This window comes from Chromobacterium alticapitis (assembly GCF_002924365.1).
Taxonomy (GTDB): Bacteria; Pseudomonadota; Gammaproteobacteria; order Burkholderiales; family Chromobacteriaceae; genus Chromobacterium; species Chromobacterium alticapitis.
Map to the genome: position 1 here is coordinate 64,696 of NZ_PQWB01000051.1, position 23,719 is coordinate 88,414.

General features: G+C 65.6%; 19 protein-coding genes. 10 read left to right on the forward strand and 9 right to left on the reverse strand.

What is annotated here, in order from left to right; translation table 11 throughout:
• The first annotated feature begins 1 nt into the window (after position 1).
• The 7 genes from kdpC to C2I19_RS13385 all read left to right on the forward strand — a co-directional run bounded on the left by kdpC (position 2) and on the right by C2I19_RS13385 (position 7,798).
• On the forward strand, positions 2-580 hold the full coding sequence (gene kdpC, locus C2I19_RS13355) for a potassium-transporting ATPase subunit KdpC (RefSeq protein ID WP_304529152.1): 579 nt from the start codon (positions 2-4) through the stop codon (positions 578-580).
• Between the two features lie 6 nt (positions 581-586).
• A complete protein-coding gene (locus C2I19_RS13360) occupies positions 587-3,274 on the forward strand; it encodes a DUF4118 domain-containing protein (protein ID WP_103903188.1) in 2,688 nt (895 codons plus the stop codon).
• A 20-nt stretch (positions 3,275-3,294) separates the two neighbouring features.
• Positions 3,295-4,008, forward strand: a complete 714-nt coding sequence (gene kdpE / locus C2I19_RS13365) for a two-component system response regulator KdpE (RefSeq protein WP_103903189.1) — start codon at positions 3,295-3,297, stop codon at positions 4,006-4,008.
• A gap of 305 nt (positions 4,009-4,313) precedes the next feature.
• Positions 4,314-4,613, forward strand: coding sequence for a hypothetical protein (locus C2I19_RS13370; RefSeq protein WP_103903190.1), 300 nt, complete (start codon positions 4,314-4,316; stop codon positions 4,611-4,613).
• A gap of 67 nt (positions 4,614-4,680) precedes the next feature.
• Complete coding sequence (locus tag C2I19_RS13375; protein WP_103903191.1) at positions 4,681-6,078, forward strand: MATE family efflux transporter; 1,398 nt, start codon at positions 4,681-4,683, stop codon at positions 6,076-6,078.
• The gene (gene murB / locus C2I19_RS13380) at positions 6,075-7,100 is read left to right on the forward strand and encodes a UDP-N-acetylmuramate dehydrogenase (RefSeq protein ID WP_103903192.1); all 1,026 of its coding nucleotides are present in this window, start codon (positions 6,075-6,077) and stop codon (positions 7,098-7,100) included. Before C2I19_RS13375 ends, murB begins: the two co-directional genes overlap by 4 nt.
• A gap of 89 nt (positions 7,101-7,189) precedes the next feature.
• Positions 7,190-7,798: an HAD family hydrolase gene (locus C2I19_RS13385; protein WP_103903193.1), complete on the forward strand. Its 609-nt coding sequence runs from the start codon at positions 7,190-7,192 to the stop codon at positions 7,796-7,798.
• Positions 7,799-7,807: 9 nt separating this feature from the next.
• On the opposite strand, the gene C2I19_RS13390 is transcribed toward C2I19_RS13385, so the two are convergent.
• Both C2I19_RS13390 and C2I19_RS13395 read right to left on the reverse strand, forming a co-directional pair.
• Entirely contained in the window at positions 7,808-8,191 is a 384-nt protein-coding gene (locus C2I19_RS13390; protein WP_103903194.1) for an MAPEG family protein, read from the reverse strand.
• A 12-nt stretch (positions 8,192-8,203) separates the two neighbouring features.
• The gene (locus C2I19_RS13395) at positions 8,204-8,878 is read right to left on the reverse strand and encodes an energy-coupling factor ABC transporter permease (protein ID WP_103903195.1); all 675 of its coding nucleotides are present in this window, start codon (positions 8,876-8,878) and stop codon (positions 8,204-8,206) included.
• Positions 8,879-8,986: 108 nt separating this feature from the next.
• Between C2I19_RS13395 and nadC the strand changes: the two genes are divergently transcribed.
• Entirely contained in the window at positions 8,987-9,829 is an 843-nt protein-coding gene (gene nadC / locus C2I19_RS13400; protein ID WP_103903196.1) for a carboxylating nicotinate-nucleotide diphosphorylase, read from the forward strand.
• Between the two features lie 76 nt (positions 9,830-9,905).
• Entirely contained in the window at positions 9,906-11,783 is a 1,878-nt protein-coding gene (locus C2I19_RS13405; protein WP_103903197.1) for a sensor domain-containing diguanylate cyclase, read from the forward strand.
• Between the two features lie 7 nt (positions 11,784-11,790).
• Here the strand turns inward: C2I19_RS13405 and C2I19_RS13410 are convergent, their stop codons facing one another.
• From C2I19_RS13410 to trxA, 4 genes are all read right to left on the reverse strand, one after another.
• Positions 11,791-12,405, reverse strand: coding sequence for a CoA pyrophosphatase (locus C2I19_RS13410; protein WP_103903198.1), 615 nt, complete (start codon positions 12,403-12,405; stop codon positions 11,791-11,793).
• A gap of 12 nt (positions 12,406-12,417) precedes the next feature.
• Complete coding sequence (locus C2I19_RS13415) at positions 12,418-13,029, reverse strand: trimeric intracellular cation channel family protein (protein WP_233201188.1); 612 nt, start codon at positions 13,027-13,029, stop codon at positions 12,418-12,420.
• A 91-nt stretch (positions 13,030-13,120) separates the two neighbouring features.
• On the reverse strand, positions 13,121-14,377 hold the full coding sequence (rho, locus tag C2I19_RS13420; RefSeq protein ID WP_103318719.1) for a transcription termination factor Rho: 1,257 nt from the start codon (positions 14,375-14,377) through the stop codon (positions 13,121-13,123).
• Between the two features lie 124 nt (positions 14,378-14,501).
• Entirely contained in the window at positions 14,502-14,828 is a 327-nt protein-coding gene (gene trxA, locus C2I19_RS13425) for a thioredoxin TrxA (protein WP_103903237.1), read from the reverse strand.
• A gap of 193 nt (positions 14,829-15,021) precedes the next feature.
• Here trxA and fabI point away from each other — a divergent pair, with 193 nt between their 5' ends.
• Positions 15,022-15,807 (forward strand): enoyl-ACP reductase FabI, encoded by a 786-nt coding sequence (gene fabI / locus C2I19_RS13430; protein ID WP_103903200.1) that lies wholly within the window; start codon positions 15,022-15,024, stop codon positions 15,805-15,807.
• Positions 15,808-15,878: 71 nt separating this feature from the next.
• Here fabI and C2I19_RS13435 read toward each other — a convergent pair whose 3' ends face one another.
• Genes C2I19_RS13435 through C2I19_RS13445 form a run of 3 tightly spaced genes read right to left on the reverse strand, consistent with a single transcriptional unit; the run spans position 15,879 to position 23,664 of the window.
• On the reverse strand, positions 15,879-18,287 hold the full coding sequence (locus C2I19_RS13435) for a response regulator (protein WP_103903201.1): 2,409 nt from the start codon (positions 18,285-18,287) through the stop codon (positions 15,879-15,881).
• Positions 18,284-19,984: a chemotaxis protein CheB gene (locus C2I19_RS13440; protein ID WP_103903202.1), complete on the reverse strand. Its 1,701-nt coding sequence runs from the start codon at positions 19,982-19,984 to the stop codon at positions 18,284-18,286. The genes C2I19_RS13435 and C2I19_RS13440 overlap by 4 nt, the downstream gene beginning before the upstream one ends.
• Positions 19,981-23,664 carry a response regulator gene (locus tag C2I19_RS13445; protein ID WP_103903203.1) on the reverse strand — a complete coding sequence of 1,228 codons (3,684 nt, stop codon included), beginning with the start codon at positions 23,662-23,664 and terminating at the stop codon, positions 19,981-19,983. Before C2I19_RS13445 ends, C2I19_RS13440 begins: the two co-directional genes overlap by 4 nt.
• Positions 23,665-23,719 lie beyond the last annotated feature (55 nt).

Genomic DNA, 23,719 nt, shown 5'->3' on the forward strand with positions numbered 1-23,719 from the left:
CGTGAAAGTCATTCGTCCCCTGCTGGTGATCTTCGGCGGCTTGTCGCTGCTCACCGGCCTGGCCTACCCGCTGGCCACCACCGGCATCGCCCAGGCGGTGTTCCCGGCCCAAGCCAACGGCAGCCTGATAACAAAAGACGGCAAAGTGGTAGGTTCGCGCCTGATCGGCCAGAATTTCAGCGGCGACACCTATTTCTGGGGCCGCCCGTCGGCCACCAGCCCGATGCCGTACAACGCCGGCAACTCGTCCGGCTCCAACCTCGGCCCGACCAACAAGGCCCAACTGGACGCGGTCAAAGGCAATGTAGACAGCCTGCGCAAGGCGCACCCGACCCAAACCGGCCTGGTGCCGGTGGATCTTGCCACCGCCTCCGCCAGCGGCCTGGACCCGGAAATCTCGGTGGCAGCGGCTTACTATCAGGTTGACCGCGTAGCCGCCGCGCGTAAACTGCCGGCAAACGCGGTGCGCCAGCTGGTAGACGGCCACATCATAGGCGAAACCTTCGGCCTGCTCGGCGAACCGCGAATCAATGTGCTGGAACTGAATCTGGCGCTGGACCAACTCTCCAAGAAGGCCTAAGCCCCCATGACCGATCAGCGCCCCGACCCGGATGCCCTGCTTGACGAACTGAAACGCGAAGAACTGGAAGCGCAGCGCGGCAGGCTGAAGATTTTCTTCGGCGCCTGCGCCGGCGTGGGCAAGACCTTCGCCATGCTGGCCGCCGCGCGCGTCAAGCAGCAAGAAGGCGTCAGGGTGCTGATCGGCGTGGTGGAAACCCACGGCCGCAAGGAAACCGAGGCGCAGCTGGAAAGCCTGGAAGTCCTGCCGCCCAGCCGCATCGAATACAAAGGCCACGCCTTGTCGGAATTCGACATCGACCAGGCGCTGGCGCTGAAACCGCAGTTGATCCTGATGGACGAGTTCGCCCACTCCAACGTGCCCGGCTCGCGCCACCCCAAGCGCTGGCAAGATGTGGAGGAACTGCTCGCCGCGGGCATCGACGTCTACACCACTCTCAATGTGCAGCACCTTGAGAGCCTTAACGATGTTGTCGGCCAGATCACCGGCATCATCGTCAGGGAAACGCTGCCCGATCATGTGTTCGACATGGCCGATGAAGTCTCGCTGGTGGATTTGCCGCCGGACGAGCTGCTGTCCCGCCTCGCCGCCGGCAAAGTCTATGTGCCGCACCAGGCGGAACGCGCGGTCAAGAACTTCTTCCGCAAGGGCAATCTGCTGGCGCTGCGCGAGCTGGCGCTGCGCCGCACCGCCGACCGGGTGGACGCGCAGATGCGCGCCTACCGCGCCGACCAGTCCATCACGCCGGTCTGGCACGCCCGCGAGCGGCTGCTGGTCTGCGTCGGCCCGGGGCCCGGCACCGAAAAGCTGGTCCGCAGCACCAAGCGGCTGGCCGCCAATCTGGACGCGGACTGGATCGCCGTTTACGTCGAAACGCCGCATCTGCAAAGACTGCCCGAAGAACAACGCGCGCGCATTCTGAAAGGCCTGAAGCTGGCGCAGGAGCTGGGCGCCGAAACCACGGTGCTGGGCGGCAGCGAGCTGGCCGCCACCCTGCTGGCCTACGCCCGCACCCGCAACGTATCCAAGCTGGTGGTGGGCAAATCCGCGCGCAGCGCGCTGGCGCGGCTATGGCAGGGTTCGCTGGTCAATGAGCTGACCCGGCAATCCGGCGACGTGGACGTCTACGTGGTGGCGCACGAGCTGGAGGACGAAACCGAGCGCCGCGGCAAACGCGTGAACAGCCTGCTGTTCAGCGACAGCGAGTCCGGCAACGCCGCGCGCGGCTACCTGGCCGCCGCCGCCATCTGCTTCGCCACCACGGCGCTGAACCATCTGCTGGTGCCCTACTTCGCGCTGTCCAACGTGATCATGGTCCACCTGCTGGCGGTGGTGCTGATCGCCACCCGCTACGGCCGCGGCCCCGGCGTGCTGGCGTCCTTCCTGTCGGTGGCGGCGTTTGATTTCTTCTTCGTGCCGCCGCAGCTGTCGTTCGCGGTATCGGACACCCAGTACCTGCTAACCTTCATCGTGATGCTGGTGGTGGCGCTGGTCATCAGCCAGCTGACCGCCCGCTTCCGCTTCGAAGCCACCATCGCCACCTATCGCGAGCGCCGAACCCGCGCGCTGTACGACCTGGGACGCGAGCTGGCCGGCGCGCTGACCGCCTCGCAAATCATCGAAACCGCGGTCGGCCGGCTGGAGCCGCTGTTCCGCGCCAAGGTCATGCTGTTCATCCCCGACAGCGAGGACCGGCTGCGCGCCGCCACCGAAATCGGCAACGACGCCGACACCGGCGTGGCGCAATGGGTATTCGACAATCTGCAGCCGGCCGGACTCGGCACCAACACGCTGCCGTCCAACGCCGCGCTCTATGTGCCGCTGAAAGCGCCGATGCGCACCCGCGGCGTCATCGCCCTGCTGCCCGAGGAAACCATCCACGCCTTCCTGCCGGAACAGCAGCGGCTGCTGGAAACCTGCGCCGCGCAGATCGCGCTGGCGCTGGAACGCGTGCATTACGTGGAAGTCGCGCAGGACGCCATCGTGGCGATGGAGTCGGAACGACTGCGCAACAGCGTGCTGTCGGTGGTGTCGCACGATCTGCGCACGCCGCTGACCACCATGCTGGGACTGGCCAATATGCTGAATTCGCCCAGCCTGCCGCCTGAGCAGCAGGCCGACATCGCGCAGTCCATCCAGGACGAGGCGCTGCGCATGAACAAGCTGGTGACCAATCTGCTGGACATGGCCAAGCTGCAGTCCGGCGTCAAACTGAACAAGGAGTGGCAGCTGCTGGACGAGGTGGTAGGCAGCGCCGTGCGCGCCTGCGAGCACAGCCTGCGCCATCACCGGCTGGAGCTGAAGCTGAGCCGCGATCTGCCGGTGCTGGAATACGACGCGGTGTTGATAGAGCGCGTGCTGGTCAATCTACTGGAAAACGCCGGCAAGTACACGCCGGCCGGCTCGCGCATAGAACTGGCGGCGCAGCACGAGGGTGACAAGGTCCGCATCACCGTGACCGACGACGGCCCAGGCCTGCCGGCCAATATGGAACACAAGGCCTTCGACAAATTCTCGCGCGGCACGCCCGAATCCACCACGCCCGGCGTCGGCCTGGGCCTCGCCATCTGCCGCGCCATCATCGAAAACCACGGCGGGACGATAGAAGCAGGCAACGCGCATCCGCGCGGCGCTCGCTTCTCCTTCACCCTGCCGTCCGGCGCGCCGCCCGCGCTGCCGCCGGAAGACGCCTGAACCCACAAGAGCGACAAGACATGACCGACGCACCTATTTCCGTAGTGATCATCGAGGACGAGAAGCCGATACGGCGTTTCCTGTCCTCGGCGCTGGACGAAGAAAACCTCACCGTCTATGAAGCCGAAACCGGCAAGCAGGGCCAGATAGAAGTCGCCACCCGCAAGCCCGACCTGGTCATCCTGGACCTGGGCCTGCCCGACATGAACGGCATAGACGTGATCAAGAGCCTGCGCGAGTGGAGCGACATCCCCATCCTGGTGCTGTCCGCGCGCACCCAGGAAACGGAAAAAGTGGCCGCGCTGGACGCCGGCGCCGACGACTATCTGACCAAGCCCTTCGGCGTGGCCGAGTGCCTGGCGCGCATCCGCGTGCTGCTGCGCCGGCGCATCCAGGGCAGCGCCGCGCCGCAGCAGAACTTCCAGTTCGGCGACATCAAGGTGGACCTGGTCAATCGACTGGTGCACAAGGGCGAGACGCCGGTGCATCTGACGCCCATCGAATACCGGCTGCTGTCCACCCTGATCCGCAACGCCGGCAAGGTGATCACCCACCGCGAGCTGCTGCTGGCCGTGTGGGGACCGTCCTTCTCCGAGCACAACCAGTATCTGCGCGTCTACATGGGTCATTTGCGGCAAAAGCTGGAAGACAATCCGGCCATGCCGCGCCATATCGTCACCGAAACCGGCGTCGGCTACCGCCTGGTGGAAAACGCGCCCAACGCCACCGTTTGAAACCGCCGCCGCGGGCTTGACAGCTCACTGCCAGCGGCATATTCTGATGTTCATGCGCCGATTTGACACAGCTTGCGGGCGCTTTAAAAATGCCAGCTAAAGCGTATACGGATCCACCCGCTTGCGCTTTCCACGGCCAGCGGGTTTTTTCATGCTGGCCGGCTGGCGAGATCATCCGCAAGCCGCTCCGGATCGGTGCGGGCGCCGAGTTAATGACAACTTGCAGGGCGCCGAAAAATCCTGCTAAAGCGTCGCCGGCCGCCAGGCTCGGCACGCGCAGCGCGACCGAACCTGGAGAGCCCAAAATGTACGACTGCCTTCAAGACAGCTATGCTGATTTTTCTTTTGCGATTTTTGATGCCGTGGGAAGACCTCGCCCCCTCTGTGGCAGCCTGAGCGCCACCCCCCTGCCCTCCGGCGACGGACAGTCGCTGCATGAGCTCGCCGCCTTCGCCCGCGACCAAGGCTACGCCGTGGAGCAGCTCGACCAGCAACTGACCGTGCAGGACATCAGCCTGGCCGACGCGCTGGCGATCAACGCCCGCTACGGCGACACGCTGATCATCAGCTGCGATCTGCGCCGCGACCCGCCGGTCAGGATCTGACGCCGCGCGACAGCATGGCGGCGCGGCGGCTATAATTGGCGTTTTCCGCCGCACGCCCCGCCATATTATGCTGTTCGAACTCAATCGCGCCCCGCGCCATGAAATCGTGGCCGAGGCGCGCCAGATCGCCCGCCTCGCGCTGCCCATGATGGTGGCTCAGATCGCCCAAGTCGCCACCGGTTTCGTCGACACCGTGATGGCCGGCCGCGTCGGCACCGACGACCTGGCCGCCGTATCGCTGGGTGCCAGCGTGTTCATCACCGTCTACGTCACGCTGATGGGCGTGGTGACGGCGCTCAACCCCATCCTGTCCCACCATCTGGGCGCCGATCAACCGCGCGAGTTCAGCCGCGACGCCGCCCAGGGCCTGTGGTTCGGCCTGCTGCTGGGCATCTGCGGCGCTTTGCTGATGCTGCTGCTGGAAGCGCCGCTGCGCCACGTGCTGGGGCTGCCGCCGCAAGTCATAGACAAGGTCATGCTGTTCATCACCGGCGCCGCCATCGGCATGCCGGCGGCGATGGCCCACCGCGCGCTGCACGCCTACGCCTCCAGCCTGGGCCATCCCAAGGCCATCATGGTGGTCAGCCTGATCGCGCTGGGCCTGAACATCCCGCTCAACTACATCCTGATCCACGGCCTGTTCGGCCTGCCCAAGATGGGCGGCGCCGGCTGCGGCTGGGCCACCGGCATCGTGTTCTGGTTCAACTGCCTGGCTTTGCTGGCCTATGTCAGCTGGCACCGCCATTTCCAGGACCGCCGCATCCTGGCCGGCCTCGCCGCGCCCGACTGGCGGCGCTTCCTCGCCTTCCTGAAGCTGGGCGCGCCCATAGGCCTGTCCTTCTTCGTTGAGGTCAGCCTGTTTTCCTTCATCGCGCTGTTGATCGCCGAGCTGGGGACCGTGGTCGTCGCCACCCACCAATCCGTGCTGAACTTCTCCAGCCTGATCTACATGCTGCCGCAAAGCGTGGCCACCGCGCTGTCGGTGCGCGTCGGCCACCATGCCGGCGCCGGCGACTACAAGGCAGCACGCTTCATCTCCGGCGTCGGCCTGATGATGGGCCTGGCCATGGCCGGCGGCGCCATGATCCTGGTGCTGGTGCTGCGCGAACCCATCATGCGCATGTACAGCCAGGACCCGCGCGTGATCGCCATGGGCACCACCCTGCTCTTGTTCGCCGCAGTCTACCAATTGACCGACGCGGCCCAGACCGTAGCCTCCGGCGCGCTGCGCGGCTACAAGCTGACCGCCATCCCGATGGCCATCCACATCGTCTCCTTCTGGGTGGCCGGCCTGGGCCTGGGCATCGCGCTGGGCCTGACCGATTGGATCGTGCCGCGCATGGGCATCTACGGCTTCTGGACCGCGCTGGTGATCAGCCTGAGCGTGGCCGGCCTGCTTCTGACCTACTATCTGGCCCGCGCCAGCCGCCAGCGGCTGCGCCGCGACCAAGGAATTCTGCTATGACCCTGCAGTTTCAAGCGGACGTCGATCTGCGCCCTCTCAACACCTTCGGCATGGCGGCGCGCGCCGCTCATTTCTGCAGTCTGGACGATCTGGCCGAGCTGCCTGCCCTGCTGTCCCACCCGCTGTACCGACAAGGCCCGGTGCTGTGGCTGGGCGGCGGCAGCAATCTGCTGCTGACGCAAGACTATCCTGGCCTGGTGATCAAAGTTTCGCTGGCCGGCATCCGTTCGCTGCGGGACGAGGGCGACGAAGTCATCGTGGAAGCCGCCGCCGGCGAAAACTGGCATGGCTTCGTGCGGCACGCGCTGGAGCAAGGCTGGTACGGCCTGGAAAACCTCAGCCTGATTCCCGGCACCGTGGGCGCGAGCCCGGTGCAGAACATCGGCGCCTACGGCGTGGAGGTGAAGGATCATCTATACGAAGTGGTCTGCGCGCAACTGGACAAGCAAGGCGAGCCGCTGATCCTGTCCAACGCCGACTGCCGCTTCGGCTACCGCGACAGCGTGTTCAAGCATGAGGCCGCCGGCCGGCTGCTGGTGACGGCGGCGCGCTTCCGTTTGTCGCGCCGCGCCCATCTTCGCACCGGCTACGGCGACATCGCCAGGCAACTGGCCGACGACGGCATAGCCAACCCGACGCCGCGCGACGTCAGCCGCGCCGTGATCGCCATCCGCCAGAGCAAGCTGCCGGATCCGGCCATGCTGGGCAACGCCGGCAGCTTCTTCAAGAACCCCATCGTCTCCGCCGAGCAGGCCCAGGCCCTGCTGGCCGGCCATCCCAATCTGCCGCATTACCCGGCCGCCGACGGCCGGGTCAAGCTGGCAGCGGGCTGGCTGATAGACCAGTGCGGCCTGAAGGGCTACCGCGACGGCGACGCCGGCGTGCACGACAAGCAAGCGCTGGTGCTGGTCAACCACGGCCACGCCACCGGCGCCCAGATGCACGCGCTGGCCCGCAAGGTGCAGGACGCCGTGCGGCAGCGCTTCGACGTGGGGCTGGAGCCGGAGCCATTGATTTTGTAAGGCGTCGGGAACCGTCGCCTCACCCCATGATCCAGTCATATTAGCTGTCGCACATTCTTGGACGCGGCGCATCGGAAAAGGGAAACGCAATGAGCAGCAAACCGGAAGTATTGGTATTCGACCTGGGCGGCGTATTGATCAACTGGAACGGCATAGACCCGCTGATCCGCCTATCCGGCGGCCGGCTGGACCGCGAAGCTGCCCGACAGTTCTGGATGCACACGCCTTGGGCCGCCAAGCTGGATTTGGGCGAATGCACGCCGCTGGAATTCGCTGGCGCGATGGCGGATGAATTGCAGCTGCAAATCTCGCCGGAAGACATGCTGGCCCAGTTGCGCAGCTGGAACAGCGGCGCGTTTCCCGGAGCCCGCGCGCTGCTGCAGCAACTATCGGCCGAATGGCCGCTGGCCGCGCTCAGCAACATCAACAGCAGCCACTGGCAACAGGTCAGCGAAGAATTCCACTTGGTCGACCTGTTCGATCACGTCTTCGCCTCCTACCAGATCCGGCTGCGCAAACCGGACCCGGCCGTCTATAGCCATGTGGAGCAGGCGCTGGGCCGCCAAGGCAAGCAGATCGCCTTCTTCGACGACAACATCGAATGCGTGGAGGCCGCCCGCGCCGCCGGCTGGCAGGCCTTCCACACCGTTGGATTCGAACCGTTGCAGGCTACGCTGCGCGCGCAGGGCTGGCTGTAAATACCCGCCTCAGCCCAGCACGCCGCCGGCGCGCAGGAACAGGTACAGGCCGGCCAGCAAGCCGATCAGCCAGGACAGCGAACGCAGCGCCGCCTGATCCGCAATGTAAAGCAGGCCGTGCGCGACGCGGGCCGCGATGAACACTCCGGCGGCGGCGCTCATTTCAGCCGCCGGCACCTTCATCATCCAGGCGGCAACCACCGCCGCCGTCCAGACCGGTAGCGCCTCCCAGGCGTTCTGCTGGGCCCAGCCCGCCCGCTGCCTATATCCTTCCGCCCTCGCCGCAAACTCGCGCGGCCTATGGTTGTCCACCTTGGCCCCGGCCTTGGCGACGCCGGCCCAGATCAGCGGCAGCAGCGCCGCCAGCAACAAACTCCACAGTACGAACGGCATGCGTTTCCTCCTTCACGGTTTGCCCGGCTTGTCATCGAGGTAGCGTCCATCGTCGAAGGTGGCCACCCACTGCGGGCGATACACCACCAGCACCGCCAGCAAGAGCCCGGTGGTGAAGGCCTCGGACCACGACAGCAAGAAATAATACGGCAGCGCTTCCGCCAGCAAGCCATCCCAGGGATACGCGCCCGCCAGTCCCAAGGCCAGCAAGCCGCAGAGCGCGGCGCCTATCAGGCTGGCGCCGCCCGCCAGGAAGCCATTGACGAAAATGTAGACGAATAGATGCGGCGGCAGAAAACGCCGCGCCAGCGCCAGCGCGCCGCCGGTCAGCGCCACCGCCGGCAGCGCCGTCAGCAGCCAGTTCAGCCCCAGCCCTTGCCAATCCGCGTGGCCGCCGGCCGCCAGGCCTATCTGCACTGCGGCCAGGGCCAGCAGCGCCAGCCATGGCCCCATCAGCAACGCGAACAGCGCAGCGCCCAGCAAATGGAACGACAAGCCTGGATGCAGGCCGGCGCGCAACAGGCACAACATCAGGTCGAACACGCAGGCGCCCATCCAGGCATTCAGCGCGGCCGCGTCCAACGCGCGCCACGACACGCGCCAAGCGGCCAGACTCAAGCCAGCCAGCGCCAGGCCGTCGGCCAGCCAGGGAAACCATGAGCCAAACAGGGAAGCCGGCAAATCCATGACATTGAGCTTGCGATGCGATGCCCTTCAGCATACCAGAACCGCCCAGCGCTTCGCCGCGCCTTTTCCTCAGACAGCCGTTACAATACGCTTTTAACGGAGATCCGCATGACCGCCCTACCCGCCCCGCACCTGATTGCCCAGCAAGTTAGCCTGGCGCTGGCCGAAGACATCGGCCAATGCGACTGGACCGCCCGCTTGATACCCGCCGACAAGCGCGGCACCGCTCGCGTCATCGCGCGCGAGGACGCCGTGATCTGCGGCCAGGCCTGGTTCGACGAATGCTTCCGCCAGGTGGACGCGCGCTGCGAGGTGGAATGGCTGGCGGCGGAGGGCGAACAAGTCACGGCCGGCAACGAGCTATGCCGCATCTCCGGCCCCGCCCGCGCCTTGCTCACCGCCGAGCGCAGCGCGCTGAACTTCCTGCAGCTCTTGTCCGGCGTGGCCAGCGAGACCCGCCGCTACGCGGACGCGGCCGCCGGCCACCGCGCCCGCATCCTGGACACCCGCAAGACCGTGCCCGGTCTGCGGCTGGCGCAGAAATACGCCGTCACCGTCGGCGGCGGCGCCAACCAGCGCATAGGACTGTTCGACGGCATCCTGATCAAGGAAAACCACATCATGGCCGCCGGCGGCATCGCCCAAGCCATGGAACAGGCGCAGGCCGCGCTGCCGGCCGGCGTCACGCTGCAGATCGAGGTGGAAACGCTGGGGCAATTGGAAGAGGCGCTGCGCCACGGCGCCAAGCTGATCCTGCTGGACAATATGACGCCGGAGCAGATGCGCGCCGCGGTAAAGCAAACCGCCGGCCGCGCCCAGCTGGAAGCCTCGGGCGGGATAGACCTGGACAGCGTGCGCGCCATCGCGGCCACCGGCGTGGATCGCATTTCCGTGGGCAAGCTGACCAAGGACGTTCACGCCGTCGATTTGTCCATGCGCTTTACCCTGTAAGCGACTACGCAGCGTCCGCTTTAGCTGTCATACTGGAGGCTTTCGGACAATAAGCAAGGCATAGCGCCCGCCTGATATGGAACTGACCCATCGCAGCAAGCACGTCACTCGCTCCGCCCGCCATGCCAAATGGGGCGCCGCGCTGCTGCTGCTGGTTTCGCTCGGGCTGGTGCTGCTGGACCTGGCCATCAGCTACCATCAGGTGGAAAACGAGGCGAGCCACCAGGCCAACGGCCTGAGCCAGCTATTGTCCGAACGGCTCAGCTCCGGCATTCACGAGGCAGGCCTGATCCTGCAGAGCAGCAATCAGATTCCGGAAGCGCAGAAGCTGCTGCGCAACGGCAACCTGCCGCCGGAGGCGCAACAAAACCTGCAGCAGAAATTGCTGCAACAACTGCAACTGGCGCCGTATCTGAGCCAGATCGAGATCGTCGACACCGCCTGCCAAACCATATTCAGCACCAACCGCGGCGCCGGCGCGCGCTTGCACCACAACGAGTTCTGCCGCTGGCTGCACCGGGTGGACCCGCAGGAAAGCAAATACACCGCGGTGATGCACAGCCCCACCGCCGGCGGCATCATGCTGGCCAACAAGCTGCACGACGCCGACGGCAACCTGATAGGAATGGCCACCGGCCTGATCAATCACAATTTCTTCCAGGACGAAGTCAGCCGCCTGACCGTGGGCGAGCATGGCGAAATCCTGGTGCTGGACCAGCGCCAGCTGACCGTGGCGCGCTGGCCCAAGGTGGCCGGCATCGATCCGCAAAGCTATCGCCCCCTGCAGCCCCACGTCATGCTGTCGCGCGACGCCAACCAGATGCTGTTCAGCGCGCCGTCCAGTTTCGACGGCTCCATGCGGCTGTACAGCGTGCGCCAGACCGGCAACTACCCTTTCCAGGTGGCGGTGGGCATCTCGCGCCAGGATTTCACCCGCTACGTCTGGGACAAGGCCTGGCTCGCCCTGCCCGGCTGGCTGTTCATCGCGGCGCTGACCCTGCTGGCGCTGCGCAAGCACTTATCCAATCTGAAACAGCACCAGCAATTGCTGCGCGGCAACGAACGCATACGCGAAAGCGAGGAGCAGGCGCGCCGCATCCTGGACACCGCGCCGCTGGCCTTGCTGCTGGTCAACCCGCAAACGCGGCGCATCCAGCACGCCAACGCGCCGGCGCGCGAACTGCTGCGGCTGCCGCCGCAACTGCCGGGCGAGAGCGGCCATGGCCTGAATCTGCCGCTGAAGCTGCAGCCGGTTGAGCAATGGCTGCAGGATGGGGAAGAAGCGCTGCAACGCGAGGTGGAGCTGGAGCTGGAAGACAAGAGCACGCTGTGGGCCATCGTGTCGCTGCAGCGGCTCAGCCGCGATGGCGAACCGTCCTCCCTGGTAGCCATGTACGATATCTCCGGCCGCAAGCTGCTGGAGCAACAGCTGCACGAGAGCAATCTGCAGCTGGCCGAGATGGCCATCACCGATCCGCTGAGCCGCCTGTACAACCGCCGCCACGCCGACATGGTGCTGCGCGACGAAATCAGCCGCTGCGAGCGCTACGGCCAGACCATGGCGATAGCGGTGTTCGATATCGATTACTTCAAGAAATTCAATGATCTATATGGACACCAGGCCGGCGACGACGTGCTGGTGGCGGTGGCCAACGCGCTGCGCGACACCACGCGCAACACCGACATCAACGCCCGCATAGGCGGCGAGGAATTCATGGTGATCTTCCCCTACACCCGGCTGCGCGACGCGCACAAAGTGATGCTGCGGATGCAGATGGCGCTGACCCACACCACCTTCCCCTTCGTCGAGCAGCGCATCACCTTCAGCGGCGGCGTCACCGACTGGCGGCCCGGCGACACGCCGGCCACCATGGTGTCGCGCGCCGACAAGCTGCTGTACGAGGCCAAGTTGTCCGGCCGCAACATCATACTGTGCGACCAGGACACGCCTTAACGCCCGCTCACTGATCGCGGCCGGCGGCCAGCGCGTCTGCCAGCATCCAGGACATGGCCGCGGTGGCGCCCCATATGGTGTGGCGGCGCCACTCGAACACCAGGTATTGGCCGGATACGCCGTCCCGCACGTAGTCGTGGCGGCTGTAGGCCGATTTATCCAGCAGCCGCTCCAGCGGCACCTCGAACACTTCGGCCACCTCGTCCGGCGCCGGGTCCAACGCCAGCGGCGGATGCAGCAGCCCCACCACCGGCGTCACCACGAAATCCGTCACCGTGACATAGTCCGGCAAGCGCCCCAGCACGCGCACGCCCGCTTCGGCCAAGCCCGTCTCCTCGCGCGCCTCGCGCAGGGCCGCGGCTTCGGCCGAGCCGTCGGCCGCCTCCAGCTTGCCGCCGGGAAAGCTGACCTGGCCGGGATGGCTGAGCAGGTGGTCGGCGCGGCGAGTCAGCAGCACGGAGGGGCCATCGGCATGCCAGACCAGCGGCACCAGCACGGCGGCCGGCCGCAGGCCCTCCTTCAGCGGCCGCCGCGGCAGGTCGCCGGCCTGCTCGGTGAAATCATACGCACGCAAACGCCGTTCGATCAGCCCGGCGGCCGCGTCAGCCTCCATCGACCACATATCCTTATCCTTTTATGGTTCGCGTCTGCCTATCTTGGGCAGGGAAATTTCGCGCGCATGGGCCAGCAGCCGCAGCGCGAGGCCCATCCAGAACAGCAATTGCAGCGACCAGGTGCCCACCCAGCCCTGCCAGTCGAACAGCCACAGGCCGCCCGCCACCACGATGGCCACCGTGCCGTAGAAGTCCTTGTGCAAAATGAAGGGCACGTCATTGACCATCATGTCGCGCACCACGCCGCCGCCCACCGCGGTGATGAAACCGAGCGCGACCACGCCGAAGGCGTTGAGATCGAACATCAGCCCCACTTGTGCGCCGGTCAGGCTGAACGCCACCAGACCCAGCGAGTCCGCGAACACGAACAAGCCCTCCAGCGCGCGGCTGCGCCGCCGGTGCAGCCCGGCCAGCCAGGCCAGCAGCACCGTGCCGGCGATGATGGCCAGATTGGTGTAGTCGAAGAACACCAGCGGCACGCGGTTGACCAGCACGTCGCGTATGATGCCGCCGCCTATCGCGGTCAGCAGCGACACGATGGCGATACCCAACAGGTCCAGCCGCTTGCGTATGCCCACCAGATAGCCGGAAAAGGCGAAAGCGGCGGTTCCTATCGCGGAGAACCACTCCATCTGAAAAATGCGGCTCGGCAAATCCATGTTTCAATGTACCAAAAAAAATGCCAGACCGGCATGGTCTGGCATGGTTGGCGGAGGCGTCCGCTCAGCGGCGCATCGAGTCGAAGAATGCCTGGTTCGACTTGGTCGCCTTGATCTTGTCCTGCAGGAATTCCATCGCTTCGAGATCGTCCATCGGGTACAAGAGCTTGCGCAGCACCCAGATGCGTTGCAGCTGATCCTGCGGAATCAGCAACTCTTCGCGGCGCGTGCCGGAGCGGTTGATGTTCATCGCCGGGAAGATGCGCTTTTCGGCCATCTTGCGGTCCAGATGGATTTCGCAGTTGCCGGTGCCCTTGAACTCTTCGTAGATCACGTCATCCATGCGGCTGCCGGTGTCGATCAGCGCAGTGGCGATGATGGTCAGGCTGCCGCCCTCTTCCACATTGCGCGCGGCGCCGAAGAAGCGCTTCGGGCGTTGCAGCGCGTTGGCGTCCACGCCGCCGGTCAGCACCTTGCCGGAAGCCGGCACCACGGTGTTGTAGGCGCGGGCCAGGCGGGTCACGGAGTCCAGCAGGATGACCACGTCCTTCTTGTGCTCGACCAGGCGCTTGGCCTTCTCGATGACCATTTCCGCCACTTGCACGTGGCGGGTGGCCGGCTCGTCGAAGGTGGACGACACCACTTCGCCGCGCACCGAGCGTTGCATTTCCGTCACTTCTTCCGGACGCTCGTCGATCAGCAGCACGATCAGCACCGCGTCCGGATGGTTGGCGGTGATGGCGTGCGCGATGTGCTGCAGCATCACCGTTTTACCGGACTTCGGCGGCGCCACCAGCAGCGCGCGCTGGCCGCGGCCGATGGGCGCGATCAGGTCGATGATGCGGCCGGTGATGTTCTCTTCGGCGCGGATGTCGCGCTCCAGCTTGAACTGCTCGGTCGGGAACAGCGGCGTCAAGTTCTCGAACAGGATCTTGTGCTTCGAATTCTCCGGCGCCTCGCCGTTGACCTTGTCCACCTTCACCAGCGCGAAATAGCGCTCGCCATCCTTCGGCGTGCGGATTTCGCCCTCGATGGAATCGCCGGTATGCAGATTGAAGCGGCGGATTTGCGAGGGGCTGACGTAGATGTCGTCCGGTCCGGCCAAATAGGAGGTGTCCGGGCTGCGCAGGAAACCGAAGCCGTCCGGCAACACTTCCAGCGTGCCCTCGCCGAAGATGCTCTCGCCCTTCTTGGCCTGGTTTTTCAGAAGCGCGAAGATCAGGTCCTGTTTGCGCAGCCGGTTGGCGCCTTCGATCTCGTTGGAAATCGCCATTTCCACGAGTTCTGAAACATGAAGATGTTTGAGATCAGATAAGTGCATAGCAGTCGTGAGGTCGACTCGGTAGTGTTCGGGCGGGACGCCGTCGGGGGTGTGGAAGCGGAAACGGAGCGGGCGGCTGTTTTATGCCACCCGCCTTGAAGATTGTGCGTGGAGAATAGACGCTTTACAGAACGCTGTCAATGAAGGCGGTCAGCTGGCTTTTGGACAGCGCGCCGACCTTGGTGCCGGCTACCTGGCCGTCCTTGAACACCATCAGCGTCGGGATGCCGCGGATGCCGAACTTGGGCGGCGTCAGCTCGTTCTGGTCGATGTTCAGCTTGGCCACTTTCAGGCGGCCGGCGTATTCCTTGGAAACCTCGTCCAGGATGGGGGCGATCATCTTGCACGGACCGCACCATTCCGCCCAGTAATCAACCAGCACCGGGGTGTCGGCTTTCAGCACGTCCTGCTCGAAAGAATCGTCGGTAATGTGTTGGATCAGCTCGCTCATGGCTTCCTCGTCGAATTGTTGAAACTTGCCTAATTTCGGATGGTAGCAACTGAAAGCGCGGCGGGCAACCGCGCCGCGTGCCGGGGAATCTCGGTCTATCATCGGCTTATCAGACACTCGACCAAGCCGGCGTATGCTGCAAATCGCCGCCATTCGGTATAATGACGCGCTGTTTACACGAGAAGGACACCCAATGGGCTTTCTGCAAGGCAAGAAAATCCTCATTACCGGCATGATCTCCAACCGCTCCATCGCTTACGGCATCGCGCAAGCCTGTCATCGCGAGGGCGCGGAACTGGCTTTCACCTACGTGGTGGACAAGCTGGAAGACCGCGTCCGCGAAATGGCCGCGGACTTCGGCTCCAAGCTGGTTTTCCGCTGCGACGTGCAGAGCGACGACGAGATCAACCAGCTGTTCGCCGAGCTGGGCAAGGAATGGGACGGCCTGGATGGCCTGGTGCACTCGATAGGCTTCGCCCCGCGCGAAGCGCTGGAAGGCGACTTCCTGGATTCGCTGAGCCGCGAAGCGTTCCAGATCGCCCATGACGTGTCGTCGTACAGTTTCCCGGCGCTGGCCAAGGCCGCGCGCCCGATGATGCAGGGCCGCAAGGCCTCGCTGCTGACGCTGTCCTATCTCGGCGCCGTGCGCGCCGTGCCCAACTACAATGTGATGGGCTTGGCCAAGGCCAGCCTGGAGGCCTCGGTGCGCTTCATGGCCGCCAGCCTGGGCAAGGAAGGCATACGCGTGAACGGCATCTCCGCCGGCCCGATCAAGACCCTGGCAGCCGCCGGCATTTCCGGCTTCTCCAAGCTCTTGAACATGGCGGCCGGCCAGGCTTGCCTGCGCCGCAACGTCACCACGGAAGAAGTAGGCAATGCCGCCGCCTTCATGCTGTCCGACCTGTCTTCCGGCATCACCGGCGAGATCACCTACGTCGACGCCGGCTACAGCATCAACGCTCTGAACGTGCCGGAATAATCGGCCGCAGCCTAATGAACAAGCGACGCCGGCCTCCGCGTCGCTTTTTTCTTGTTCCGCGTCCTCGCCGCTCAGCCGCTGCCCGCGCGCAAGGGCCGCAGCGCCTCCAGCGAGCGGTAGAATACCAGGTCCAGATCCTCGACCAGGCTGGCAGCATCCACCAACTCGCCGGACTTGCCCAGTTGTTCCAGCGCGCGGCACAGCTCGGCCAGCCGCGCGGCGCCTATGCTGCCCGCGCCGTTCTTCAAGGCATGGGCGGCGCGGAACAGTTCCTTGCCGTCGCCATCCTTCGCCGCTTGGTGTATGCCCGCCAGCAGGCGCGGCCCTTCCTCCATCCAGGCCGCCGCCATGCGCGGCAAGAGTCCGGCGTCGATGTCGCGGATGGACGCCAGCGTCTGCGGATCCAGCCAGTCGTCCTCCGCCTCCCGCTCTGCCGCGGTCAGCCCCGGCTCGCACGGCCCAGGCGCCAGCCAGCGCGCCAACGTTTCCAGCAAGGCTTTCTGCGTGAATGGCTTGGTCAGGTAATCGTCCATGCCCGCTTGCAGGCAGCGCTCGCGCTCGCCCGCTCCCGCGTTGGCGGTCAGCGCGACTATGGTCAGCCGCTGTCCGCCCGCCTCGCGCCGGCGGATGGCCTGCGTCGCCTGCCAACCGTCCAGCACCGGCATCTCGCAATCCATCAGCGCCAGATCGAAGCGGCTTTCCGCGCTGATCGCCAGCGCTTCCGCGCCGTTTCTGGCCAGCTCTACCGAGCAGCCCAGATTGCGCAGCATGGCCAGCGCCAGCTCCTGGTTGACCAGATTGTCCTCGACCAGCAGCACCCGGCCGCTGAGCGTCTGCCGCGATGGGCCGTGCGCGGCCGTCGCCTGCGGCATGAGCGGCTGCAGCAAGGCGTTGTACAGATCGGAGCGGCGCACCGGCTTGGTCAGCACCTGGCTCGCCAGCCTGGCCGCGCTGTTCAGCCGCTGGAAATCGTCGGCGGCGGAGCTGAGGATGATGGCGCGCGGCGCGCGCTCGCCCAGCCGCTCCCGCACCGCCTCGAGAAACATCCGGCCATCCATGTCCGGCATCATCATGTCGGACAGGATCAGGTCGAAGCCACCGTCCTGCGCGTCCAGCAGGCGCAGGGCATCCGCCGGGCGCTGGCAGGCGCTCACCTTGCATCGCCATGACTCCAGCTGGCGCTGCAGGATTTCCAGATTGGTCGCATTATCGTCCAGCACCAGCACCCGCATGCGGCTCAGCAGCTCGGTCGGCTCCGGCGGCTGGCTGCGCGGAGCGCGCGGCAGCCGCAGCGTGAAGTGGAATTCCGTGCCGACGCCGGGCTCGCTCTCCAATTCGATGCGCCCCCCCATCATGCCGACCAGCCGCTGCGAAATCACCAGCCCCAGACCCGTCCCGCCGAAACGGCGCGTCGTGGAGCTGTCGGCCTGCGAGAACGGCTGGAACAGGCGGTCATGCCGCTCCGGCGCGATGCCTATGCCGGTATCGCGGACGCTGAAGCGGCAAACCACTTCGCCGCCGCCCCCCGACAACAACTCCACACGCGCCAGCACTTGGCCGGACTCGGTGAACTTGACCGCGTTGCCGACCAGATTGGTCAGCACCTGGCTCAGCCGCTTGCCGTCGCCCATCGCATCCACCGTTTCCAGCGGCAGCGCGCACATCAACTCCAACCCTTTGCCGCAAGCTATCGGCGCCAGGCGTTCGACAATCTCCTCCACCAGCAGGCTCAGGCAGAACGGCTGGCTATCCAGCTCGAAGCGGCCGGCCTCTATCTTGGAGAAGTCCAGAATGTCGCTGATGATGGACAGCAGGCTTTCGCCGGAACGGCTCGCCACATTGACGTAATGGCGCTGCTGCTCGTCCAGCCGCGTACGCAGCAAGAGATCGGTCATGCCTATCACGCCGTTCAGCGGCGTGCGGATCTCGTGGCTCATCACCGCCAGGAAATCGCTCTTGGCGCGGTTGGCCGCCTCGGCGGCGTCGCGCGCGTCGGCCAGCTCGGCGCTGCTGCGCCGCAGCTCGTCCAGCGCCTGGGTCAATTGCTGGTTGGCCTGCTGCAGGGCCAGGCTGCGCGCCTCCAGCGCCGTCTCGCGCTCATGCAGCTTCTGGTACAGCCGCACCCGGTTCAGCAGCAGATTGTCGTCCAGCGGCTTCATCAGATAGTCTACCGCGCCCAGGCCGTAGCCGCGGCTGATGAACTCGTCGGCTTTGAAGATGGCGGTGACGAAGACGATGGGAATGCCGCGGGTGCGCTCGGTCATTTGCAGATGGCCCGCGGTTTCGAAGCCGTCCATGCCCGGCATCTGCACATCCAGCAGAATCAAATTGATCTCATGATCCAGCGTGGCCATCAGCGCCTCCTCGCCCGAGCCGGCTTCCAACACCTGGCATTCCGGCAAGCGCGACAGCAAGGCCCGCATCGTCACGAGGTTGGCGGGGTTGTCGTCCACCACCAGGATGGAAAATCCGCCGCTCATCGCGCCTCCCCTTTGCCAAGCCGGTACACATGGCTGCCGCCGCGATAAGGTATGAAACCGGCGTCCAGGGCCTGGCGGTGCAGGCCGTCCTGCGGCCCCAGCGCCAAAAAGCCTTCGGCATGCAGCGAGCGCGCGAAACGGCGCAACACTTGGCGCTGCAGCTCGGCGTCGAAATAGATCAATACATTGCGGCAGACGATGAGCTGGAATTCATTGAAAATGCCGTCCTCGGTCAGGGAATGGCGATAGAACAGGATGCGCTGGCGCAGCCTGTCGTCCATTTGCAAGAAACGCCCATTGGCCGAGAGATAAGCATCGAACAGCCGCGCGCCGCCGCTGGCGAGATAGTTCTCGCGATTGGCCGCCAGCGCGCCGGCTGGAAACAGCCCGCAGCTGCCCAGCTTCAGCTGGTAGGGATTCAGGTCGGTGGCGAACAGGTGGCTGCGGTCGAGCAACCCCAGCTCGTCCAGCTCGATGGCCAGCGAATACGCTTCCTCGCCGGTGGCGCAGCCGGCCGACCACAGCTTGAGCAGCGGGAAGCTGGCCAGATAGGGCAGGATTTCGTCGCGCAGCAGCTTCAACTGGACCGGATGGCGGAAAAAACTGGTCACGCCGACCGGCAGCTCGGCGCATAGCCGTTCGAACAGCGCGGCGTCGGTCAGCACCGCTCGCTGGAAATCGCAGAAGGCGCGCAGGTTGAATTGCCCCATCAGATTGCGGAAGCGCCGCTTCAGGCTGTCTTGCTGGTAATGACGGAAGTCATGGCCGTAGTGGCTGGCCAAGGCCTCCAGGAACAGCGCCAACAGGTCGCCGTCCGGCTCGGCGGCCTCCCCGGCCGCCGCCGACGCCACGATGCTGGCGATGGCCGGCAGCTTCAATACAAAATCGTAATGCCCGCCGTTGCGAGCCGCGTCCGGCATGGCGCGCGCAGGCGCGCACTCCTCGCCGTCCTCCACGATGACGCAGCCGCCGGCCTGGCGCAGCGCGGCGCAGCCGTCCGCGCCGTCATGGCCATAGCCGCACAGCAGCACCGCCATCGCGCCGTCGCCGTACTCGCCGGCCAGCGACTGGAACAGCGCGTCTATGGACGGCCGGGCGAATTGGATCTGGCGGTCGCGGGTCAGGTAGACATAGCCATGGGCGACTTTCATATGGTGGCCGGGCGGAGCCACGTAAATCGCGCCGGGGCGGATCGGCGTCATGTGCTGCGGCATCTCCACCGCGTAATCGGTGCGCGTCTTCAAGAGCCTGTCCAGCAGATTGGCCTGGTTTTCCTGCACGTGCTGGGCGATGAACACGGCGATGTCGGACGGCGGCAGCCGCTCGACCAGAAACAGAATGCCCTCCAGGCTCTGCGCCGACCCCGCCATCGCCAGCGCGCGCAAGGGCGGCCGCGCCGCCGGCTGCTCCAGCCTGGCCGCGACCTGCCGCGCCGGCAGGTTCAAGCGCGACAGGCTGTGCGCCAGCAAGGCGTGATAGGCCTGGATCTTGAGCTTGCCGCCGGCATCCAGCCGGTCCGAGATGGCGGTGAACAACTCCGCCGGCAGAATATCCGCGTCGTAGAAGCTGAGCTCCAGCGGCTCCTCCAGGCGGTCTCTCAACAAGGCCAGCAGGGCCGCGCGGTCTTCCTCCGCCTCCAGGCGGCCCAACACCGCCGCCTTGCACTGCCCGCCCCGCCGTTGCGCCGTCACGCTCATGCGCCGCGCCCCTCGCACCACTGCGCGGCCTTGGCCACCAGCATGTCGTAATCGACGGGCTTGGACAGGTAGTCGTCGGCGCCGGCGGCCAGTATTTTCTCGCGCTCCGCCGGCAGGGCCTTGGCTGTGATCGCCACCACCGGAATGGCGGACCATGCCGGGTTGGCGCGTATGGCCGCAATGGCCTGGTAGCCGTCCATCTCCGGCATCATGATGTCCATCAGCACCAGGTCCGCTTCATTCTGCTGCAGATACTCCAGCGCGCGGCGGCCGTTGATGGCGCTGGACAGCCTGGCGCCATGGCGCTCCAGGGCCGCCGTCATCACGAACAGATTGCGCGGATCGTCGTCCACCACCAGGATGCGGCGGCCTTCCAGCAAGCGGCTGCCGGCCACGCTTGCCGCGGGCGCCTTCAAGGCGGCCTGCTGCCGCGGCACATCGCGCAGGAAGCGCTCCACGTTTTCCAATAGCCGCTGCCCGGCCTGCGGCGTTTTGACGATGATGCAGTCGGTATAGGCGCGCAGCGCCACCTCGTCCTCTTCGCCCGGATTGCGGCCCGCGTAGAACACCAGCGAAATGGACGGCTCGGCCTCGCGCAGCGCCGCGGCGATGGCCAGGCTGTCGGCCGCGGGCGCGTCGCCGAGATCCACGATGGCCAGCCGGCAGCGCAGCTCGCGCAGCAGGGTTCGCCAGTCAGCGTCAGGGCCGGCGCCCACTACCGCCCCCGCGGTCTCGCCCACCAGGCCCGCCACTTCGTCTCGGCCGATGCCGCCGCGCTCCACCACCAGGATGCCGCCGCTGCCGCCGGCCACCGCGCGCACCAGTTCGGCCTCCGCCGCCGCCAGCAGCTTGTCGCTGGCCGGCTTGCGCAGGAAGCCGATGGCGCCTTGCTGCAGCAAGGCTTCGTCGCGGTCGCGCGCCGACACGATGTATACCGGGATGGATGCCAGCGCCGGCCGCGTTTTCAGCTCATGCAAGACCTGGGTGCCGTCCATGTCCGGCAGGCCCAGGTCCAGCAGGATGCCGGCCGGCTGATGCCGCCCCGCCAACGCCAAGCCCTCGCCGCCGCTGCCGGCCAGCAGCGTCTTGTAGCCCAGCCGGCGGTTCATCGCCAACAGCATCTGGCCGAACACCGGATCGTCGTCTATCAGCAGCACCGCCTGTTCGCCGGATTTCAGCGCGGCGCGGTCGTCGCGCGCAGGCTCCAGCTCGCCTATCGGCGCCGTCAGGCCTCCCGCCTCCCGCTCGGCGCCGCCGCTGTCCGGCAGCCAAACGATGAATTCGCTGCCTTCGCCCGGCTTGCTTCTCAGCTCTATGGTGCCGCCCAGCATCTGGGCGAAGCGCAGGCTGATGGTGAGGCCCAGTCCGGTGCCGCCGAACTCGCGCGAGGTGGAGCCGTCCGCCTGCTGGAAGGCCTCGAAAATCACGCTCTTCTTTTCTTCCGGAATGCCGATGCCGGTGTCGCGCACGCTGAGCCGTATCGGCAAAGCCGCGTCGGCATGCAGGCTCAGTTGGAAAGTGATGCCGCCCTGGCGGGTGAACTTGATGGCGTTGGTCAGCAGATTGCGCAGAATCTGCGACAGCTTGTCCGGGTCCGATACGAAGTCACGCCGCAGTTGGTCGTCCACGACGAAATCCAGCCCCTTGTCGCGCGCCAGGTGTTCGAACATGCCCTGCAGCTCGGCGCACAGATCGCGGCTGCTCAGCGTGGACAGGTGCACGTCCATGCGCCCCGCCTCCACCTTGGACAGGTCCAACACGTCGTTGATCAGCCTGAGCAGGTCTTCGCCGGAGCGGTGTATCACCTGCGCCCATTTCTGCGCCTCGCCCTGCACCTGGCCGTCCTCGTTGCCGACCATCATCTTGGACAACAGGATGATGGAATTCAGCGGCGTGCGCAGTTCGTGCGACATATTGGCCAGGAACTCGGACTTGTACTTGCTGGCCTGGTCCAGCTGCCTGGCCTTGGCCTCCTGCTGCCGCCGGCCCTCCTCCAGCTCCTGGTTCTGCTGCTCCAGCTGCTGCTGCGACTCCTCCATCTGCGCGTTAGCCTGCTGCAACTCCTCGGTCTGCTGCCGCAGCAACTGTTGCGCCTCCTCCATCTGGGCGTTGCTCTGCTGCAGCTCCTCGGATTGCTGCTGCAATTGCTGCTGCTGTTCTTCCATTTGCGCGTTGCTCTCGCGCAGCTGCTCGCTCTGCGCGCGCATTTCGCGTTCCGACTCCTCGCTGACCGCCAGCAACTTGCGGATGTGCACGCGCTGTTCGGCCACGAACAGGAAAGACGCCAGCATGCCGGTGACGTTGGCCAGGTATTCCTGCTTGCTCTCGTCGAAATGCTCGAAGCTGGACAGCTCGACCACGCCGACCAGCTCCTTCTCATGCAGCAAGGGGTAGGTGTAGGTGTAACGCGGCGGGGCCAGCATGGTGCCGGTGACGATGGGCGCCACGTCCTCTCCGCTCACCTCAAGGATGATGGGCTTGCGCTCGCGCGCCACCTGGCCCACCGCGCCCTCGCCCAGCGCGAAGCTGGCGCCGAGGTTGTTGCGCTCGGTGTACATATAGCTGCCTATCAGGTCCAGCCGCTGCTCGGTGTCGCGGTACAGGTAGAACACGCCGCGCCCGGCGTCCAGATAGCGGCCTATCAGCCCGATGGCGGCGTCGGCCAGCTGCTCGGTGGTGAGGTCCCCGGTCAGCGCGGCGGAAATCTGGCCGTAGCCGTCCTTCAGCCAGTTGCGCCGCTCGTCCTCCACGCGCGCGCCGCGCAGCATCCGTATCATCTCGTTGATGGCGATGCCCAGCTTGTCCTTGGACGAGGCGAGCTTCACTTCCTGGCTCAGATCGCCCTGGCCGATGGCGTAGGCGCGGTTGGCCAGCCGCTCCATGGAGTCGACCAGGGATTTCAGCCGCGCCATCAGGCTGTTGTCATCGCCAGGCCGGAGCTTGATTTCGCTGCCCAGATCGCCTTCCGCCAGTTTCTCGGCGACGTCCGCCGCTTGCGCCGGCTCCCCGCCCAGGCTGCGCAGTATGGAACGGGTCGCCAATAGACCTATCGCGGCGATGATGAACAGAATGAGCGCGCTTAGCGCAATGGATTGCCGTATCGCCTGCCGCTTGGTGGTGGCTGCGTTTTCTGTCAGCTGCCTGGACAGTTCGACATTGAAATTGATATGGTCGTTGATCAGGCGGTACATCTGTTCGCTCAGGCCCCTCATCGCCCACAGCATTTCACGGCTCCGGCCCAGGCTGGACTCGTCATGCCTCGCCTCCGCCAACACCCTTTGCAACTGCTCGTCGTACGCCGCCCATAGCCGCTTGTCCCGCTCCAGCAGCGCCCTGTCCGCATCGTTGGACACGCACGACACCTTGTAGCAACCGTCCCGCTCGTACAGGCTCAGCGCCTTTTCCACGCCTTGGCGCCGTTGCTGCAGCATGCTTTCTATCTGTTGAAGCTGGGCCGGCTCGAAGGTGTGCACCCTGCGATTGACTTGGACCTCGGTATCCAGGAAATCGCGCCGCAAGGCATCCAGTATGACAATGCTTGGCACCACATTGATATTGGCGTAATTGGCCCCGTCGTATATTTTCTCCATCAAGAACTGTTCCATCCCGGTCAACAGCGAGAGACCCAGCAGCGCCGCCGCCACCAGCAATGCCATGTTTTTGCCCACGGACAATTTCATGCGCCTCTCCAGCACGTCGCGGAACGATATCAACTGTTGCAGTTTAGACAATCAA

Bases quoted from the DNA above. Each gene is read 5' to 3' on its own strand.
- C2I19_RS13370 (WP_103903190.1), top strand. From the start codon at position 4,314: ATGTACGACTGCCTTCAAGACAGCTATGCTGATTTTTCTTTTGCGATT.
- murB (WP_103903192.1), top strand. From the start codon at position 6,075: ATGACCCTGCAGTTTCAAGCGGACGTCGATCTGCGCCCTCTCAACACC.
- C2I19_RS13405 (WP_103903197.1), top strand. From the start codon at position 9,906: ATGGAACTGACCCATCGCAGCAAGCACGTCACTCGCTCCGCCCGCCAT.
- C2I19_RS13415 (WP_233201188.1), bottom strand. From the start codon at position 13,029: ATGGAGTGGTTCTCCGCGATAGGAACCGCCGCTTTCGCCTTTTCCGGC.
- C2I19_RS13390 (WP_103903194.1), bottom strand. From the start codon at position 8,191: ATGCCGTTCGTACTGTGGAGTTTGTTGCTGGCGGCGCTGCTGCCGCTG.
- C2I19_RS13435 (WP_103903201.1), bottom strand. From the start codon at position 18,287: ATGAGCGGCGGATTTTCCATCCTGGTGGTGGACGACAACCCCGCCAAC.
- C2I19_RS13375 (WP_103903191.1), top strand. From the start codon at position 4,681: ATGCTGTTCGAACTCAATCGCGCCCCGCGCCATGAAATCGTGGCCGAG.
- fabI (WP_103903200.1), top strand. From the start codon at position 15,022: ATGGGCTTTCTGCAAGGCAAGAAAATCCTCATTACCGGCATGATCTCC.
- C2I19_RS13410 (WP_103903198.1), bottom strand. From the start codon at position 12,405: ATGTGGTCGATGGAGGCTGACGCGGCCGCCGGGCTGATCGAACGGCGT.
- trxA (WP_103903237.1), bottom strand. From the start codon at position 14,828: ATGAGCGAGCTGATCCAACACATTACCGACGATTCTTTCGAGCAGGAC.
- C2I19_RS13385 (WP_103903193.1), top strand. From the start codon at position 7,190: ATGAGCAGCAAACCGGAAGTATTGGTATTCGACCTGGGCGGCGTATTG.
- nadC (WP_103903196.1), top strand. From the start codon at position 8,987: ATGACCGCCCTACCCGCCCCGCACCTGATTGCCCAGCAAGTTAGCCTG.
- C2I19_RS13445 (WP_103903203.1), bottom strand. From the start codon at position 23,664: ATGAAATTGTCCGTGGGCAAAAACATGGCATTGCTGGTGGCGGCGGCG.
- C2I19_RS13395 (WP_103903195.1), bottom strand. From the start codon at position 8,878: ATGGATTTGCCGGCTTCCCTGTTTGGCTCATGGTTTCCCTGGCTGGCC.
- C2I19_RS13360 (WP_103903188.1), top strand. From the start codon at position 587: ATGACCGATCAGCGCCCCGACCCGGATGCCCTGCTTGACGAACTGAAA.
- C2I19_RS13440 (WP_103903202.1), bottom strand. From the start codon at position 19,984: ATGAGCGTGACGGCGCAACGGCGGGGCGGGCAGTGCAAGGCGGCGGTG.
- rho (WP_103318719.1), bottom strand. From the start codon at position 14,377: ATGCACTTATCTGATCTCAAACATCTTCATGTTTCAGAACTCGTGGAA.
- kdpE (WP_103903189.1), top strand. From the start codon at position 3,295: ATGACCGACGCACCTATTTCCGTAGTGATCATCGAGGACGAGAAGCCG.